General features: G+C 42.8%; 16 protein-coding genes. 10 read left to right on the top strand and 6 right to left on the bottom strand.

Going from position 1 to position 16,068, the window contains the following annotated elements; all coding sequences use genetic code 11:
- The first annotated feature begins 4 nt into the window (after positions 1-4).
- The 6 genes from NB504_RS03090 to NB504_RS03065 all read left to right on the top strand — a co-directional run bounded on the left by NB504_RS03090 (position 5) and on the right by NB504_RS03065 (position 7,681).
- Positions 5-625: an ATP-dependent zinc protease gene (locus tag NB504_RS03090; RefSeq protein ID WP_258428248.1), complete on the top strand. Its 621-nt coding sequence runs from the start codon at positions 5-7 to the stop codon at positions 623-625.
- Between the two features lie 315 nt (positions 626-940).
- Positions 941-1,888 carry an exopolyphosphatase gene (locus NB504_RS03085; protein ID WP_038148427.1) on the top strand — a complete coding sequence of 316 codons (948 nt, stop codon included), beginning with the start codon at positions 941-943 and terminating at the stop codon, positions 1,886-1,888.
- A gap of 251 nt (positions 1,889-2,139) precedes the next feature.
- Positions 2,140-3,957, top strand: a complete 1,818-nt coding sequence (locus tag NB504_RS03080; protein ID WP_258428247.1) for an extracellular solute-binding protein — start codon at positions 2,140-2,142, stop codon at positions 3,955-3,957.
- A gap of 9 nt (positions 3,958-3,966) precedes the next feature.
- The gene (locus NB504_RS03075) at positions 3,967-5,052 is read left to right on the top strand and encodes a microcin C ABC transporter permease YejB (protein WP_258428246.1); all 1,086 of its coding nucleotides are present in this window, start codon (positions 3,967-3,969) and stop codon (positions 5,050-5,052) included.
- Positions 5,049-6,092, top strand: coding sequence for an ABC transporter permease (locus NB504_RS03070; protein WP_017046433.1), 1,044 nt, complete (start codon positions 5,049-5,051; stop codon positions 6,090-6,092). Before NB504_RS03075 ends, NB504_RS03070 begins: the two co-directional genes overlap by 4 nt.
- Positions 6,089-7,681, top strand: coding sequence for an ABC transporter ATP-binding protein (locus NB504_RS03065; RefSeq protein WP_105976955.1), 1,593 nt, complete (start codon positions 6,089-6,091; stop codon positions 7,679-7,681). The genes NB504_RS03070 and NB504_RS03065 overlap by 4 nt, the downstream gene beginning before the upstream one ends.
- 116 nt (positions 7,682-7,797) lie before the next feature.
- On the opposite strand, the gene NB504_RS03060 is transcribed toward NB504_RS03065, so the two are convergent.
- Together NB504_RS03060 and NB504_RS03055 are read right to left on the bottom strand one after the other, a co-directional pair.
- Positions 7,798-8,589 carry an EAL domain-containing protein gene (locus NB504_RS03060; protein WP_094163402.1) on the bottom strand — a complete coding sequence of 264 codons (792 nt, stop codon included), beginning with the start codon at positions 8,587-8,589 and terminating at the stop codon, positions 7,798-7,800.
- Positions 8,590-8,870: 281 nt separating this feature from the next.
- Positions 8,871-9,506, bottom strand: a complete 636-nt coding sequence (locus NB504_RS03055; RefSeq protein WP_258428275.1) for a hypothetical protein — start codon at positions 9,504-9,506, stop codon at positions 8,871-8,873.
- 341 nt (positions 9,507-9,847) lie between these two features.
- Here NB504_RS03055 and NB504_RS03050 point away from each other — a divergent pair, with 341 nt between their 5' ends.
- Entirely contained in the window at positions 9,848-10,387 is a 540-nt protein-coding gene (locus NB504_RS03050; RefSeq protein WP_258428245.1) for a cytochrome b, read from the top strand.
- Positions 10,384-10,953, top strand: coding sequence for a YceI family protein (locus NB504_RS03045; protein WP_258428244.1), 570 nt, complete (start codon positions 10,384-10,386; stop codon positions 10,951-10,953). Before NB504_RS03050 ends, NB504_RS03045 begins: the two co-directional genes overlap by 4 nt.
- A 96-nt stretch (positions 10,954-11,049) precedes the next feature.
- Here NB504_RS03045 and NB504_RS03040 read toward each other — a convergent pair whose 3' ends face one another.
- On the bottom strand, positions 11,050-12,822 hold the full coding sequence (locus NB504_RS03040; RefSeq protein WP_258428243.1) for a methyl-accepting chemotaxis protein: 1,773 nt from the start codon (positions 12,820-12,822) through the stop codon (positions 11,050-11,052).
- A gap of 194 nt (positions 12,823-13,016) precedes the next feature.
- On the opposite strand from NB504_RS03040, the gene NB504_RS03035 reads away from it, so the two are divergent.
- Positions 13,017-13,622 (top strand): beta-phosphoglucomutase family hydrolase, encoded by a 606-nt coding sequence (locus tag NB504_RS03035; RefSeq protein WP_047690369.1) that lies wholly within the window; start codon positions 13,017-13,019, stop codon positions 13,620-13,622.
- 27 nt (positions 13,623-13,649) lie between these two features.
- Here NB504_RS03035 and NB504_RS03030 read toward each other — a convergent pair whose 3' ends face one another.
- Both NB504_RS03030 and NB504_RS03025 read right to left on the bottom strand, forming a co-directional pair.
- Positions 13,650-14,123 carry an FKBP-type peptidyl-prolyl cis-trans isomerase gene (locus NB504_RS03030; protein WP_017046439.1) on the bottom strand — a complete coding sequence of 158 codons (474 nt, stop codon included), beginning with the start codon at positions 14,121-14,123 and terminating at the stop codon, positions 13,650-13,652.
- A 19-nt stretch (positions 14,124-14,142) separates the two neighbouring features.
- Complete coding sequence (locus NB504_RS03025) at positions 14,143-14,769, bottom strand: thiol:disulfide interchange protein DsbA/DsbL (protein WP_088729645.1); 627 nt, start codon at positions 14,767-14,769, stop codon at positions 14,143-14,145.
- 154 nt (positions 14,770-14,923) lie between these two features.
- Between NB504_RS03025 and NB504_RS03020 the strand changes: the two genes are divergently transcribed.
- On the top strand, positions 14,924-15,538 hold the full coding sequence (locus NB504_RS03020; protein ID WP_258428242.1) for an OmpA family protein: 615 nt from the start codon (positions 14,924-14,926) through the stop codon (positions 15,536-15,538).
- Between the two features lie 113 nt (positions 15,539-15,651).
- Here the strand turns inward: NB504_RS03020 and NB504_RS03015 are convergent.
- Positions 15,652-16,068, bottom strand: a 417-nt coding sequence (locus NB504_RS03015) for a transketolase-like TK C-terminal-containing protein (protein ID WP_309303435.1), incomplete at its 5' end; no start/stop codon positions are given.

Here is a 16,068-nt window from a genome sequence, read left to right as displayed (position 1 = left end):
GTCAATGAAACAACACTTGAAACTTATTGCTCTTTTAATGTTGAGTACTGGTTTGATGGCATGTAGTACGCTAAACCAAACCTCAACACAACCAGAGCAAAAGCCAAAAGTTGAAGAGCCAAAACAACAAAATACTGAGGCACAAAAACCGGTTGAAAAACCCTCAAAAGAGCCAGTTGTGGTGAAGGCCAAAAAAACCTCTGATGGTAAGCTTATTTTGGGCGAAAAAGAGTGGGTTTATGTGCCGAGTTTGAACGAAAGCTTCAAAGCGCGTATCGATACCGGGGCGGCCACCTCTTCAATTAGTGCCGTGGATGTTGTTGCTTTTGAACGCGATGGAAATGATTGGGTCAAGTTCAGGATTGAACACGATGACATCAAAAGTGATGAGATAAGTTTACCTGTTGAACGCTGGGTCAGAATTCGGCAATCCAGTGCAGAGGGTACACAAAAACGTGCTGTCGTTGTCGCTTGGATTGAAATTGGTGATCTCAAAGAGAGAACCGAATTTACGCTTGCCGATCGTACACATCTGACTTACCCACTGTTACTTGGTCGTAGTTTCTTTAAAGATGTAGCGCTTGTTGATGTGAGCCGAAAGTACGTGCAGGATAAACGTAAATAGATATACCTTACTTCTTAGCTCAACCTAACAGCCAGCACTTGTTGCTGGCTTTTTCTTACCTCCAATTCCCTAGTTGTAACAGCAGTCTTCATTCCTCATTACTTTATTCTATATTTGCTCAATAAAATGATGCGCTGTGTTGAATAATGTTTGAAAACCATTATGTTAAGTTTGTTAAAAAGACGATGGCGTCTAAAATGAAAACATACCACCTGCATTGGTAAACCTAGAAGGTGTTAACTCAGGATCTGATATACAAAACACTGCTTAAACCCACGCCGAGCAGTGATATGACTGCTAATAAGGAAATTGTCTATGTCTGAGCATCAACAAGCTGAAAGTAAATTTAGATTAGTGACACGCAGCGATTTTGATGGGCTGGTTTGTGCCGTGTTACTCAAAAAGCTCAACCTAATTGACGAGATCGTGTTTGTTCACCCAAAGGATATGCAAGATGGGAAGGTGACGACAACAGAGCGTGACATTGTCACTAACCTGCCTTACGTCGCTAATGCTCACTTAATTTTTGATCATCACCTATCGGAAACTATTCGCAATCAAGGTGAAAGGCCGAATCATATTATTGATCCAAACGCGCCGTCTGCCGCGCATGTAGTATGGCAATATTATGGCGGACTAGATACGTTTCCCTCTCAGTGGCAAGAGATGCTGATTGCTGTCGACAAAGGTGACTCCGCGCAGTTTACTCGGGATGAAGTGCTTGATTCTGCGGGATGGAATTTACTGAATTTCCTGATGGATGCAAGAACAGGTTTAGGGCGCTTCCATGAATTTCGTATCTCCAATTATCAGTTAATGATGGATCTTATCGACTACTGTGCGAACCACTCCATTGCTGAGATTCTTGCTCTGCCGGACGTTCAAGAGCGCGTTACTTTGTACCGTGAGCATGAAATTCTATCTAAACAGCAGATTCAACGTTGTGCCAAAGTCTATAAAAACCTTGTCATTCTTGATTTGACGGGCGAAGAAATTATTTACGCTGGGAATCGGTTTATCATTTATGCCTTATTTCCCCAGTGTAATATCTCGATTCACAAAATGTGGGGCTTTCAGAAGCAAAATATCGTGTTTGCTACGGGGAAATCTATTTTTGATCGTGGCTCTAAAACCAATGTGGGCGGATTAATGCTCAAATATGGTGGTGGAGGCCATCAAGCGGCTGGAACGTGCCAAATTGCTCTTGAAATGGCCGAGCAGGTAGAAAAAGAGCTGATCAGCCAAATTACCACAGATGGTTAAAGCCGGTGAAGCCCTGCATGGCAGGGCTTTTTATCTCATCGCGGCGTTTTCTATACGTTTCGTTCCTAAAACCACAAAGTTACCAATTCTTATTGCGGCTCATCACCTACCAGCAATGCCAAGTTGTTTCGTTATAATTGCAGCTTGGGGTTTCGTAAATCTTATTTTTCTCTATACTTACCCAAGTGACTGAATTATTAATAGTTTACACTGATGGAATGTCGCGAAGTTATCAATGGAAGGATTCTAGTATGAGAAAAATTAAGCCTACGCTGTTAGGTGTGACTGTGCTGCTGATGAGTGCTTTGGCGACTGCGGATGTTGTAGAAACCACAACATTATCCGGCATTGGGCAAGCCAAATATCCCGCCAATTTTTCTCATTTCGATTATGTTAATCCAAGCGCACCTAAGTACGGAAAAGTAACTTATGGCGAGGTAGGTACTTACGACAATTTTAACCGCTTTGCTTCCCGAGGCGCTCCGGCGGCAGGCAGTGGTGAGCTTTATGATTCACTGATGTTTGCGCCCAGCGACGAAATTGATACCTATTATCCATTGATTGCTTCTAAAGTCCGTTATTCTGATGACTATTCGTGGCTAGAACTAGATATCAACCCGAACGCACGTTTTCAAGACGGTAAACCGATCACCGCGCAAGATGTTGAGTTTACGTTCAACAAGTTCATGACAGAAGGAGTGCCTCAATATCGACTGTTTTACAAAGCGGTTAAATCGGTAACGGCGATCCATCCTTTAACGGTTCGTATTGAGATGTCAGAACCTAATAGAGAAAAGCTTTTTAGTTTGGCTCAATCAACTCAAGTGTTGCCTAAGCACTATTGGCAGGATAAAAACTTAGCAGAACCATTAAATGAACCGCCAGTCGGCAGCGGTCCTTACAAAGTCGTACGTTATCAAACTGGGCAGAGTGTCACTTATGAGTTGCAGAAAGATTATTGGGCTGTCAACTTACCAGTCAACATTGGGCGGCATAATTTCAAGCAGATCCAATACGACTATTACCGCGACGATACCGTAATGCTTGAGGCATTTAAAGCTGGGGAATTTGATATTCGCCAAGAGAGTTCTGCGAAGTTTTGGGCCAGCTCATACACTGGATTGAACTTCGATAAAGGATTCATCAAGAAAGAAGCGATCGCGCATAATAGTCCAGCTTCAACCCAAGGTTTTGTATTTAATATTCAACGAGAAGTGTTTAGTGATCCGAAAGTGCGCGAGGCTTTGACCTATGCGATGGATTTTGAATGGATGAACAAAAATATGTTCTACGATCAATACTCACGAACGCGTAGCTATTTTCAAAACACAGAGTATGAAGCGAAAGGTCTTCCCTCTACTGATGAACTTACTATTCTTACACCACTAAAAGATAAGATCCCAGAACGTGTTTTTACCCAAGAATACCAACCACCAGTGACGGATGGGTCTGGTCGTATTCGTCAACAACTACGAGTCGCTTTTCAATTGCTCAAAGAGGCGGGGTGGGAGCTGAAAGATAAAGTGATGACCCATAAAGAAACGGGTAAAGCGTTTGAGTTTGAGTTATTGATCTACAGTCCGACCACGGAACGTATTGCTATTCCTTTGCAAAAAAATCTAAAACAGCTTGGTATCGATATGAAGATTCGCTCAGTGGATACCACACAATATCTTAAGCGTTTGCGCGATAGAGATTTTGACATGCTTTCGTCGGCCTATGCAGCGAATCCTTACCCAAGTCCTAACTTGTTGATTATCTGGAATTCAAACTACATCGATTCCACGTACAATCGTGCTGGAGTGGCAGACCCAGTTGTCGACTTCCTCACTGAACAAATTGCCGCCAATCAAGAGCATCCAGAAAAATTATTGCCTTTAGGCCGAGCATTAGATCGCGTTCTACAATGGAATTTTTATCTGATCCCACAGTGGTATCTGAGCCAATATCGTATCGCAACTTGGGACAAATTCGAGCGCCCTAGTGTGATGCCAAAATATGATATTGGTCTTGATACTTGGTGGGTTTCGGAGCAGAAAGCGCAATTGCTACCAGAAAAACGCCGTTAAGAGGATGCAATGACTGCTTATATTTTCCGCCGATTGCTGCTCATTGTGCCCACGCTGTGGGCGATTATTACCATTAATTTTTTTATCATCCAAATTGCCCCCGGAGGCCCAGTTGAGCAAGCGATTGCACAAATGGAAGGGCATGGTGACGGAATTATGGAGCGATTTACTGGAGGCGGCCAAGAGGTGGATATGTCGCTGTCGGCTAACACTGGAGGATATAAAGGTTCTCGAGGTTTAGACCCCGAGGTAGTCGAAGCGATAAAAAAACAGTTTGGTTTCGATAAGCCACTTCATGTCCGTTATTTTGAAATGCTAAAAAATTACGCAACCTTTAATTTTGGTGACAGCTTATTCAAAGGGGGCAATGTTATTGATTTGATCACTGAGCGTTTGCCCGTTTCGATCTCTTTAGGGCTGTGGAGTACGCTGATCATCTACCTTATCTCCATTCCTCTCGGAATTTTAAAAGCCATTCACCACGGTTCAAGGTTTGATGTATGGTCAAGCGCAGTGGTTATCATCGGTTACGCTATTCCGGGCTTCTTGTTTGCGATTATTTTGATCATTATTTTTGCCAGTGGAAATTATTTCAGTTGGTTCCCACTGCGTGGTTTAGTATCAAATAATTTTGCTGATCTAACTTGGTATCAACAAATTGGCGACTATTTTTGGCATTTGGCTTTGCCCATCTTTGCAATGGTGATCGGTGGGTTTGCCACTTTGAGTATGCTAACGAAAAACTCATTTCTTGATGAGATCAACAAACAGTATGTGGTGACGGCTCGAGCAAAAGGGCTGGATGAAGGACGTATTCTTTATCAGCACGTTTTTCGTAATGCGATGCTGATTATTATTGCCGGTTTTCCGAGTGCTTTTATCAGCATATTTTTCACCGGTTCGATGTTGATTGAAGTGATGTTTTCACTGGAAGGTATAGGGCTGCTTGGTTTTGAATCGACCATTCAACGGGATTATCCTGTAGTGTTTAGTTCTTTATACATCATGACGTTACTTGGATTAGTCCTCAGCATTATTTCCGATTTGACCTATATTTGGGTTGATCCTCGAATCGACTTTGAGGCTCGTTCATGATGGTAAAAAAAAGGCTGTCCAACCCATTAAACGTATTGCGCTGGCACGGTTTTAAGTCCAATCGGCGCGGTTTTTATTCACTATGGTTGTTTACGCTTTTATTTGTGGTGAGCCTATTTGCTGAGCTGATTGCAAATGATAAACCCCTTTTGGTTGAGTACGATCAGCAGTGGTTTTTCCCCACCTTTCAACAATATGCAGAAACTCGTTTTGGTGGTGAGTTTGAAACCGAAGCGGATTATACCGATCCTTACGTCATCGATCTGATTGAACAAAAAGGCTTTATTGTTTGGCCATTGATCCCATTTAGTTACGACACCATCAACTTTAATATCAATAATGCAGTGCCGTCAGCGCCAGATTCAGTGAACTGGCTTGGTACTGATGATAAAGGGCGCGATGTGCTGGCTCGTATTATTTACGGGTTTCGTATTTCGGTTTTGTTTGGCTTTGTATTAACACTCGTCTCGTCAGTAATAGGGGTTATCGTTGGTGCCACTCAAGGTTATTATGGCGGTTGGCTTGATTTACTTGGGCAACGTTTTATTGAAGTTTGGTCAGGGATGCCAACGCTTTTTCTGCTGATCATTTTATCGAGTTTCGTCGAACCGAATTTTTGGTGGTTGCTTGGTATTATGGTGCTTTTTAGTTGGATGAGTTTAGTGGGCGTGGTGAGAGCGGAGTTTTTACGCTGTCGTAATTTTGATTATGTGCGGGCTGCGCAAGCGATGGGTGTGAGTGATCGCCGCATTATGCTTCGCCACATGCTACCTAACGCGATGGTGGCTTCTTTAACCATGATGCCTTTTATTCTTTCAGGCTCAGTTACGACTTTAACATCCTTAGATTTTCTCGGTTTTGGCTTGCCAGTCGGCTCGCCCTCTTTGGGCGAATTATTGGCGCAAGGGAAAGCCAATTTACAAGCTCCATGGTTAGGTATTTCAGCATTTGTGGTGCTCTCGTTAATGCTGACATTATTGGTCTTTATCGGCGAAGCGGTACGCGATGCCTTTGACCCGCATTCGACAGGGAGAAGATGATGAGTAAAATCGTACTCTCTATCCAAAATCTTTCGGTCGGGTTTGGTCAAAAAGACAATCTTGAACCTGTGATTAAAGCGGTGTCACTTTCTCTCTCTGCAGGGGAAACTTTAGCGCTGGTGGGGGAAAGTGGTTCTGGTAAATCAGTGACGGCGAATGCCATTTTGAAGTTGTTACCGAAAAGTGCTGCCCACTATTTGCAAGGGGAGATCTTTTTTGATGGTATCAACACGTTGAACTGTAGCGAGAGGCAATTAAGAGGTATACGAGGCGGGAGGATTGGCATGATTTTCCAAGAGCCAATGGTCTCACTCAACCCCTTACACAAAATCGGTAAACAGTTGATCGAAGTTGTGGAAATTCACCGAGGACTAAGAAGCAGCAAAGCACGTCAGTTGGCCATTGCATGGTTAGAAAAAGTGGGTGTTCGATCGCCAGAAATTAAGATTAATGCTTATCCACATGAACTTTCTGGGGGAGAACGCCAGCGCGTCATGATCGCGATGGCTTTGATCAATGAGCCTGAATTACTGATTGCTGATGAGCCGACCACTGCGCTTGACGTTTCTGTTCAGGCGCAAATATTAGATCTACTTAAAAACCTGCAACAAGAACTGGGTATGGCCATGTTGTTCATTACTCATGATCTCAGTATTGTTAAGCGTATCGCTGATCGCGTTGCAGTGATGCAAAATGGGCAAGTGATCGAGGTTAATGATGCCAAAACGCTGTTCTCATCACCCTCTCACTCTTATACCAAAAAATTGATTGAATCCGATCCTCGAGGTTTGCCCGTTGACGTAAACCCTGACAACCCAATTCTAGTGCAGCTTCAGCATCTCAAAGTCTGGTTTCCCATCACTGGCGGCTTATTCAAGCGCACGGTCTCGCATATTAAAGCTGTCACCGACATGCAGTTTAAGCTTAAAAGAGGACATTCATTAGGAATTGTTGGCGAGAGCGGTTCGGGTAAATCGACCACTGGTATGGCGATACTAAAATTAGTTCATTCGGAAGGCTCGATTTGTTACGACAATAATGAGCTGCAAGGGTTAGATAGGAAAGCTATGCTACCTTATCGCAGCAAGATGCAAGTCGTTTTTCAAGATCCATTTTCAGCACTGAATCCGAGAATGTCGGTGGCGCAGATTATTGGTGAAGGGTTAGAGGTTCATAGCCGTTATGATCGACAAACTGTTGAACGAATGATTTGTGATGTGATGCGAGAAGTTGAACTCGACCCGGCCACTCGCTACCGTTATCCCAATGAGTTTTCTGGTGGGCAACGACAACGTATCGCGATTGCTCGGGCATTGGTTCTTAAACCTGAGTTCATTTTACTTGATGAACCAACTTCTTCTTTAGATCGTACGATTCAAGCGCAAGTGTTGGATCTGCTTAAATCGCTGCAACAAAAATATGGGTTAACGTACTTGTTCATTAGCCATGATTTACATGTGGTGAAATCATTATGCCATTACACTATGGTGATGAAACAGGGTGAAGTCGTTGAGCAAGGGGAAACGCAACAGCTGTTTCTCAATCCTCAGCACCCTTATACCCAAGAGCTTATTTCCTTTTCTTATTAAACATCACGCTATGTCATACAGTTAAATAACGTGATGTTGTCGCTAGGAAAACAGTGAGTGAATATTGAAAGTAGCGGTAAGTTGGGGCGCTATCGCGAATGTAAAGAATATCGTTATTAAATGGCCATCTTAATGGCTGGTACTATCGCTTCCGGCATGGCTAAAAAATAGCCTTGAAACATATCAATATCGAGTTTTTGCATTGCTTCGAGTTGCGCTTGGGTTTCGATGCCTTCTACAACGGTATTGGAACCATTCTGTTTCGCAAGGGTAATGCCATCCATAAGTGGGTCACAATCACCTTGCATATATTTGAGTAATAAGCTTCGATCAAATTTGATGATATCAGGCGTCACCAAATGAACCCGTTGTGGTGTTGAGGCTTGAGTACCAAAATCATCAATGGCAATTTTAAAACCATTTGCAGCCAGACTTTGCGTTGCGCATTGCAGCTTGCTTTCATTTTCTGAATCGATTTCAATCAATTCCATGACCAGTTGATTATGTTCTATATGCAGTTCTTTGAGGCGATCGCATAGCAATGCTTTGTTGATGTCGCTGATGGCAAACAATTCACCCGCGACAGGCAGTAAATTTAGAAATAATTGGCATTGACGATATTCGGAAAGGGCATAGTTTCGGATGTGGATAACTCGGCTGAGTCTTTCTACGTTAAGTTTGTCGATGGGATTAATAGTGTCGGAATGGAAAAAACAATCGGGGCGAATGGTCGTGCTGCCATTGGCGGTTATTCTCACTAGGGCTTCAACGCCCACAATACGGTTATCCCGCGAGAATATCGGCTGGAAAACGCTTCGCAGCACAAGATGCTGGTAATGAGCAATAAACTGGCCATCGGAATCCAGAGACATGCATTTTGAAAACTGAGTTTTGTTAGTTAAAAGCATACAATTTTCGACATCCTAATCATTAATTTTTGCTTGAAGCATCCGAGCGCCAATATGCCATGCCATATTATTGACTCACCTTGACCTTTGTCAATTGTACCTTTGGCTAAGATGAAAATTTGTGGGTTGTCAAAACAGCGTCACAAATATTGAATTATTTAGTGAATGTGATGCGGCAGGCTCAATTGATTGAGTGTGTGCTAAATCAGAAGACAGCCCAATGAAGAGGGTAATAAGGTAAAATCTAGAACTTGGAAGAAAATGAGGGCGGTTTGTTTACGTTACGCCCATTGTAATACGGCATATAATTGAACGTATTTTCGGACTAGTTGCTGGTTTTTAGAGCGTTTTAAAGGATGGCTAAATTTAATATAACAAGGGCTAATTTGAAAACGGTTCTCTAAAGATTGAGTTAGCAATGAGTCACTTTCATACAGCGTGATACCTTGTGCGAGGTATTGATCTATTTCATCGGGTAATTGCCCTGTCCACCAATGAAGTAACTCGCGACTTTTTTGGCTACGACTGATCCAGTGATCGGTCAGTAATAGCAGTAAATCATTCGGTTGAATCGCGTAAGCGTACTCATATTTCCACTGCGCAATGTCTTGCATCAACTTTTCTCGACAGGTTTTACCAGCACTGACCATATGGTGAGTCAGGAGCCATACCGTTCCGGCATCACTACTCACTCGGTAGTGGTGTGGCATGTCTCGCTGAGGGATTGATTCAATAACAGAATAGTGGCATGGGTGCCCAAATTCACTGAGTGTACGAGCCAACCTGCGAGCAAAAGCCAGTCCTAAGTGATGTTCACTCATTCCTTGGTTGTGTATGGTGGGGTAGTGCTTTTCACAAAGTTTTAGACAGTCAGCTTGAAATTCGTTGACGCTTTGCGTGAGTATGTCCAGTAGCAACTCGTTGTTCTCCTTTAATAAAGCCAAGCAAGATTACCACAGTTATCAACAAGCACGAGCAGCAAATGGCGAGTTCTTGATCTTTCACACTATTCTTCTAATACGAGCATTCTACAGGTGTTAAACCCTTATGATTTGAAGCTACCGTTGTTTCAAGTTGTTTGAGCCTAAGTCGTGGTTATCTATATCCACAATAAGTTCCTTCAGTTTTTTCGAATAACTCAATCAGTACTAAAGTATGTCCACAATGTAAAGTATGGTAAATACTGTGTTAATAATTTAGGCTAGAATATAGATTCAATTCACTTTGTTGCTGTTTCACTTGCTGGTTTAGAAAATTTATGACAACTGAAGTTAAAAATTACAACTTAGTCACGCGTCTTATCCATTGGTTATCCGCACTCGTTATCATCGGTATGTTTGGTGCTGGGATCTGGATGGTTGAGTTAACCTATTACAGTCAATGGTATAACACCGCGCCACATTGGCATAAATCTGTCGGTTTGTTGCTGCTCGTGGTCACCCTGTTCCGCATACTATGGAAGTTGGTGAGTGTCTCTCCTGCCATTGGTGGCGGCCACTATGAGCGCATTGCGGCTAAAGCGGCGCACGGATTAATGTATTTATTATTGATGATGCTGTTTGTATCAGGCTATTTGATCTCAACAGAAGATGGCCGAGGGATTGATGTTTTCAATTGGTTTACTGTACCAAGTATGGGCTTGTTGTTTGAAGGACAAGCCGATCTCTCTGGTACGGTTCACTTTTACGCAGCTTGGACGCTGATTATTTTAGCAGGCGTGCACGCTGTTGCCGCACTCAAGCACCATTTTATTGATAAAGACGATACGCTACGAAAAATGATAGGAGCTTCTAAATGAAGAAAACGTTACTTGCTACTGGATTGGCTTTCGCAACACTCATGCCGCTAGGTGCAAACGCTGCTGACTATGTTATAGATACCAAAGGTGCGCATGCTTCAATTAACTTTAAAGTCAGCCATCTTGGTTATAGCTTTACCAAGGGCCGCTTTAACAAGTTTGATGGTGAGTTTTCCTACGATCCTAACGACCTTGCAAGCTCAAAAGTGAAAGTTAATGTGGATACTCGCAGCCTGGATAGTAACCATGCTGAACGTGATAAACATATTCGTAGTGCTGATTTCATTGATGCATCAAAATATTCACAAGCCACGTTTACCAGTACTCAAGTGGTTGATAAAGGGAATGGTAAACTAGAAGTGCTCGGTGATCTTACTCTGCATGGTCAAACCAAACCCATTACTATTAATGCAGAATTTATTGGTGCAGGTAAAGACCCATGGGGTGGCCAACGCGCTGGTTTTTCGGGGACAACACGTATCGAACTCGCGGATTTCAATATTGCAGTAATGGGCGCTTCAAGCTACGTCGATATGGAACTCTATGTTGAAGGAATACAAAAGTAATCCACATCTTGTTATGCTTTAAGCAAACATGAATAAAAGGGTCTAACTCTAGACCCTTTTCACTAACTCTCGCTATATTTTATCTCTATACATTGGCTAACTGACGGATTTCTGAGTCTGGAATTCGGCGACCGCGTTGTCCATGTCGTTTGCTTGTTTGGAAACGATATCGACTTCAATCAAACACTGTTTAGCTGAGTGCATATTATTATCAGAGATAGAGTTAAGTTCGGTGATCGATTCACTGACTTGGTTCATCACAATGCCTTGTTCTTCAATTGCAGAGGCGATTCGCTCAGAGTTACTTTGTATCATTTCCATGTCAGAGAGAATCTGACGTAAACTATTATCCAGTTCTCCTGAAGCCGTTAGCGTCGCATGGCCTTGAGTATTGCATTGTGCAATATCAGTGACAACGGTGCTCATTTGGCTTTGAATTGCAGAAACGACATTGGTGATCTCTTCCGTTGACTGATGCGTGCGGCTGGCAAGTGTGCGGACTTCATCGGCGACCACAGCAAAGCCTCTGCCTTGTTCTCCGGCGCGAGCGGCTTCAATCGCGGCATTTAATGCCAGTAAATTGGTCTGCTCTGCGATACCTTGAATGATGTTAACAGCACCGCCAATTTGTTCGACATGCTTGTTCAATGAGGCGATGGATATTTGACTTTTTTCCAATGTTCGTGAGAGTTCATCGACATTTTTTACCGTTGATTCCACCACCAAACGCCCTTGCTGAGCATTGTGCGCGGCTTTGTGTACACCTTCTACCGCTACACTAGTACTTTCTGAAATTTCGCTGATGGTGGACACCATTTCTTGAACGGCCGTTGCCATTGTCGTGGTGTGGTCAGCCTGAACGTGAAACTGTTCAATCACATCTTCTAATTCGTTATGCATACTTGATGTACTGTTCGATAGCTGGTGAGACTTTGTTTGAGAGCCAGCGATAAGAGTTTCGAACTTATCGAGTAAGATATTAAAGTAAGTTGCGATCGATACCAGCTCGTTGCGGCCAGTCAGCTCAACACGCAAACTGATGTTGTTGCTGTTTGAAATCATTTGCATCACTGACAACAACTTACTCACTTGCACGTTAATGGAGCGCGCTATTTGGAGAATAAAGCCAAGGATTAGCACGATCACTAACGCACTGAGCCCTTGCTTCACATAGTTAAGTTCTTGCTCAATACTTGTAATCTCTTTATTTAACACTTCAGAAAAGGTGACAAACTGTTGTTCAACATTATGAGAAAGGTTACGTACTTCACCAAGTAGCCCTTGATTATATCTCAAACCAATCACTTTTTTCTGATCGGCAAGCTGTTGGGCGGCCTGTGCTAATGCCGGAAAACGGTTAGTCACTGTGCTGTTTTGCAGCTCTCCAACCTGCACGCTTTGATCAAACGCCATCAGCTCTAAAAGTAATGCATCATCAGCATTAGGTTTTATGGTTTCCAATGCTTGTAAATAAGTGGCTAAAAGGCCGGATTTTTCATTTAATCCGTATAGGCTATAAGCCTGCACCAATTTTTCAAAACCTTGTTTATAAGCCAAAAGATCTTGTCGGAGTTGGCTACTAGAGGGGAGATCTCGATCTAACAGGATGAGGGAAAGTTGCTGTTCCAGATCTAAAAAAAGAGTGCTGTTTTTTTTAAAGGTTTCAAGGTATTTCACGTCGCTTCGCAGAAGAAAATCTTTCTCATTGCGCCGCAAATTGAGCAGTCTAATTTCAAGTTTATCGACTAAGTTAATGGCTTGATTGAGCGTTTCGGTGGTTTGGGAAAAATGTGTGGTAGTGGCTAACATTACCAGAACCCCGATAACCGCAATAGCACCCAGTGAATATAATTTTTGTTTGATACTCATGAGATTATACACCTAAGTAAAATGACAATAATTGATGAAAATGTAATTATTAGTATGTTTAATTAGAATGTTAGGATTAAATGAAGCGTATATCAATGAACGTAAAAATATAAATTACATTCATTATCGTGACACAATATTGGAACTTTTATTTTGTTGATTCCCATAGAATTTGTTAGAGGCGCTCTGTAAACATGATTGAATTAGAAAATTACCAAGGACTTATTTTTGATATGGATGGTACGTTGCTTGACACCATGCCAGCGCATTTAGAGGCTTGGTCAAAAACAGCGCAACATTTTCGCTTCCCATTCTCAGAACAGTGGTTGCACAGTTTAGGTGGCATGCCTAGCGCTAAAATCGTTTCACAAATCAATAAGCTGCACGATCTCAAATTGGTGCCAGAGCTGGTCGCTCAATTTAAAATGGCGGCATTTTCTTCTATCGAAAATAGTGGCGAGGTAATTTCTTGTACTCATGAAGTTGTTGAGCAGTTTTATGGTAAAAAGAAGCTTGCGGTTGGGACTGGAAGCCAAAGGCAAAGTGCACTCGCATTGCTTAAAAAGTCTGGGCTATTAAATCGCTTTGATGCTGTAGTAACGGCGTCTGATGTTGAAAACCATAAACCGAATCCAGATACATTTTTGCGTGCAGCCTTTTTATTAGATCTCGAACCTAAGCATTGTGTGGTATTTGAAGATACTCATTTGGGTAAACAAGCCGCTCACGCTGGAGGAATGGATTGTGTGATGGTAGAGGAAGGAAAACTGGTGTTTTATCCAGTCCCTTCTCAAGAATAGAGCCGCGTAATGCGGCTCAACACCGCTTTACTGGATTTCAATTAATTCCACATCAAAAATCAGTACGGATGCAGGTGGGATAGGGCCGCTGCCACTTTTGCCATAACCTAAATTACTGGGTATGAACAGGCGCATTTTTTGTCCTTCCACCATCAGTTGTAGACCTTCCTGCCAGCCTTGAATCACCTGCTTCAAACCAAACACAATCGGGTCGTTACGTTCAACTGAGCTATCAAACACCGAACCGTCAAGTAAAGTACCGTGATAATGCACTTTTACACGACTGTTGGCTTTCGGATGAACGGTGCCAGTACCTTGTTGGAGTACGAGATATTGTAGGCCACTTTCGGTTGTTATCACGCCATCTTGCTGAGTATTTTCAGCCAAAAACGCTTGGCCTTTAGCAAAATTTTCATCGGCAATTTTGTGGTTATTCCACGTACGATAGATGAAAAAGCCAGCCAGTAAAAAAATAATAATTGGAAATACAAATTTAGACATATTTTTAAAGCCTTGTCGATTAGGGGTGAGTCAATAAATATGAGATGGTATTCGCGATATCTGCTGCATCTTTATGACCGGAGGTGATGACTAAATATTTACCTTTCACAATAAAGGTTGGAACGGCATTGATTTGGCTTTTTACTGAAATATCATCAGCGAGCTGAATCTCTTGGAATAACTGTTTTTGCTGCTCATCATCTAACGAATACGGGCTGATTAGCCCTCGTTGGCTGAAGGCCAAATCAATCGCTTCTTTACGCTCACTTAACGTTACTTCTTCATCCATTTGCACGACCGAAAATAGCTGTTCCATCATGGCATGATCGGGAATCGCTCCCAGTTGCATCACGGCTGAATAGTAAATCATGGCTCCAATCTGTGCGCCTTCGTTAAAGGTGACATGCAGTTTACCAAATGTTTCGCCTGTTATTTTCTCTAGCTCTGGGATGACCTTTTCCATTGAACGACAGTGTCCGCAAGTCAGCGAAAACACTTCCGTGACGGCTGGTAGGCGGTATGTTGCAAGACTTACGGGAAGCTCATCATATTGTTTCCCTTTTTGTGGCGTAGTGTTGTCACCGCAGCCTGCTAGAATCAGTAGTGTTGTGATGAGAGCCAACCAATAGCGTGTGTTTTTTTTCATAACGAGTATTGAGTTAAAAAAGAATACTTGAATTCTAACGGCTTACCGTGACAAGGAAAACAGAAACAACCACGAAATTGCTACCAAATATATATAAAGTTTTACAGCCTTGGCCGATACAGTTGAGGTAGTAAGAGAATGGAGTGATGCTCGAATGAAGTATTTAGCCTTACCGTTATTAATGTTGTTAACAGGATGCGGAACGTTAGCCACTGATCGGATGTTTAGCGATAACCTGTTGGATGCGGCGCCAAAAGGCGATTTTGATGTGCTCTATCCTGAATGGGGCCATGCGCCGAAAATAGTTTCGGCTGACGTTCAAGGTCCGATAGGTCAGCAGCGCACGAATAGTTATGATTCTTTGCAGCGTTTCTTATTGAAAAATGGTGTGGATTACGAAGTCCTTCCGGGTAATCACATCATGGTTAAATTGAAAGATACGGTGAAGTTCGAAACAGGTTCCTCAACGGTCTCTACTGGCTCTGGTGATTGGCTTACTATGATGGGGCGTTATTTAGCCTCAGAACCCGGCATTGATATTGTGATTGATGGTCATACGGACAGTAGTGGAGCGTCCACTTTTAATGATGGTTTGTCTGAACGTCGAGCGAAAGCGGTAAAGAACACTTTAGTGAAAAGTAATGTGGCGATGGACTCTATTTTTACCCGTGGATATGGTGAATACGTTCCGGCTTGTACGAATAAAACCAATGCAGGTAAAGCATGTAACCGTCGTGTGGAAGTGTTATTTATTGTTTCCAATAATTAAGTTATGCCTTTTGGTGGCGTGCCTTTTAAGTGATGTATCTCTTTTCACACGCGACAAGATCAAAAAAGCCCAGCGAATGACTCGCTGGGCTTTTGCATTAAAAATAAGAAGACTTAAGCAAGCAGCTCTTGTGCTTGTTTCACCACGTTTTCAGTCGTAAAGCCGAACATTTTGAACAGTTGATCCGCCGGTGCTGACTCACCAAAGGTAGTCATACCGATGATCTTGCCGCCAAAACCAACGTACTTGTACCAGAAATCCGCGATACCTGCTTCAATAGCGATACGCTTAGTCACGGCTGCTGGTAGTACGGCTTCGCGGTAAGCTGCGTCTTGTTTATCAAACGCATCGGTCGATGGCATCGAAACTACGCGCACTTTCTTACCTTCTGCGGTAAGTTGCTCTGCGGCTTTTACCGCCAGTTCAACTTCAGAGCCAGTGGCAATCAGGATAAGCTCAGGCTGACCAGCGCACTCTTTTAGGATGTAACCACCTTTCGCGATATCCGCAACTTGCGTTTCACTGCGTGG

The sequence above is a fragment of the Vibrio sp. RM-69-4 genome, assembly GCF_024743775.1.
GTDB classification, from domain to species: Bacteria; Pseudomonadota; Gammaproteobacteria; order Enterobacterales; family Vibrionaceae; genus Vibrio; species Vibrio anguillarum.
This window is presented reverse-complemented; position numbering and strand designations above follow the sequence as displayed.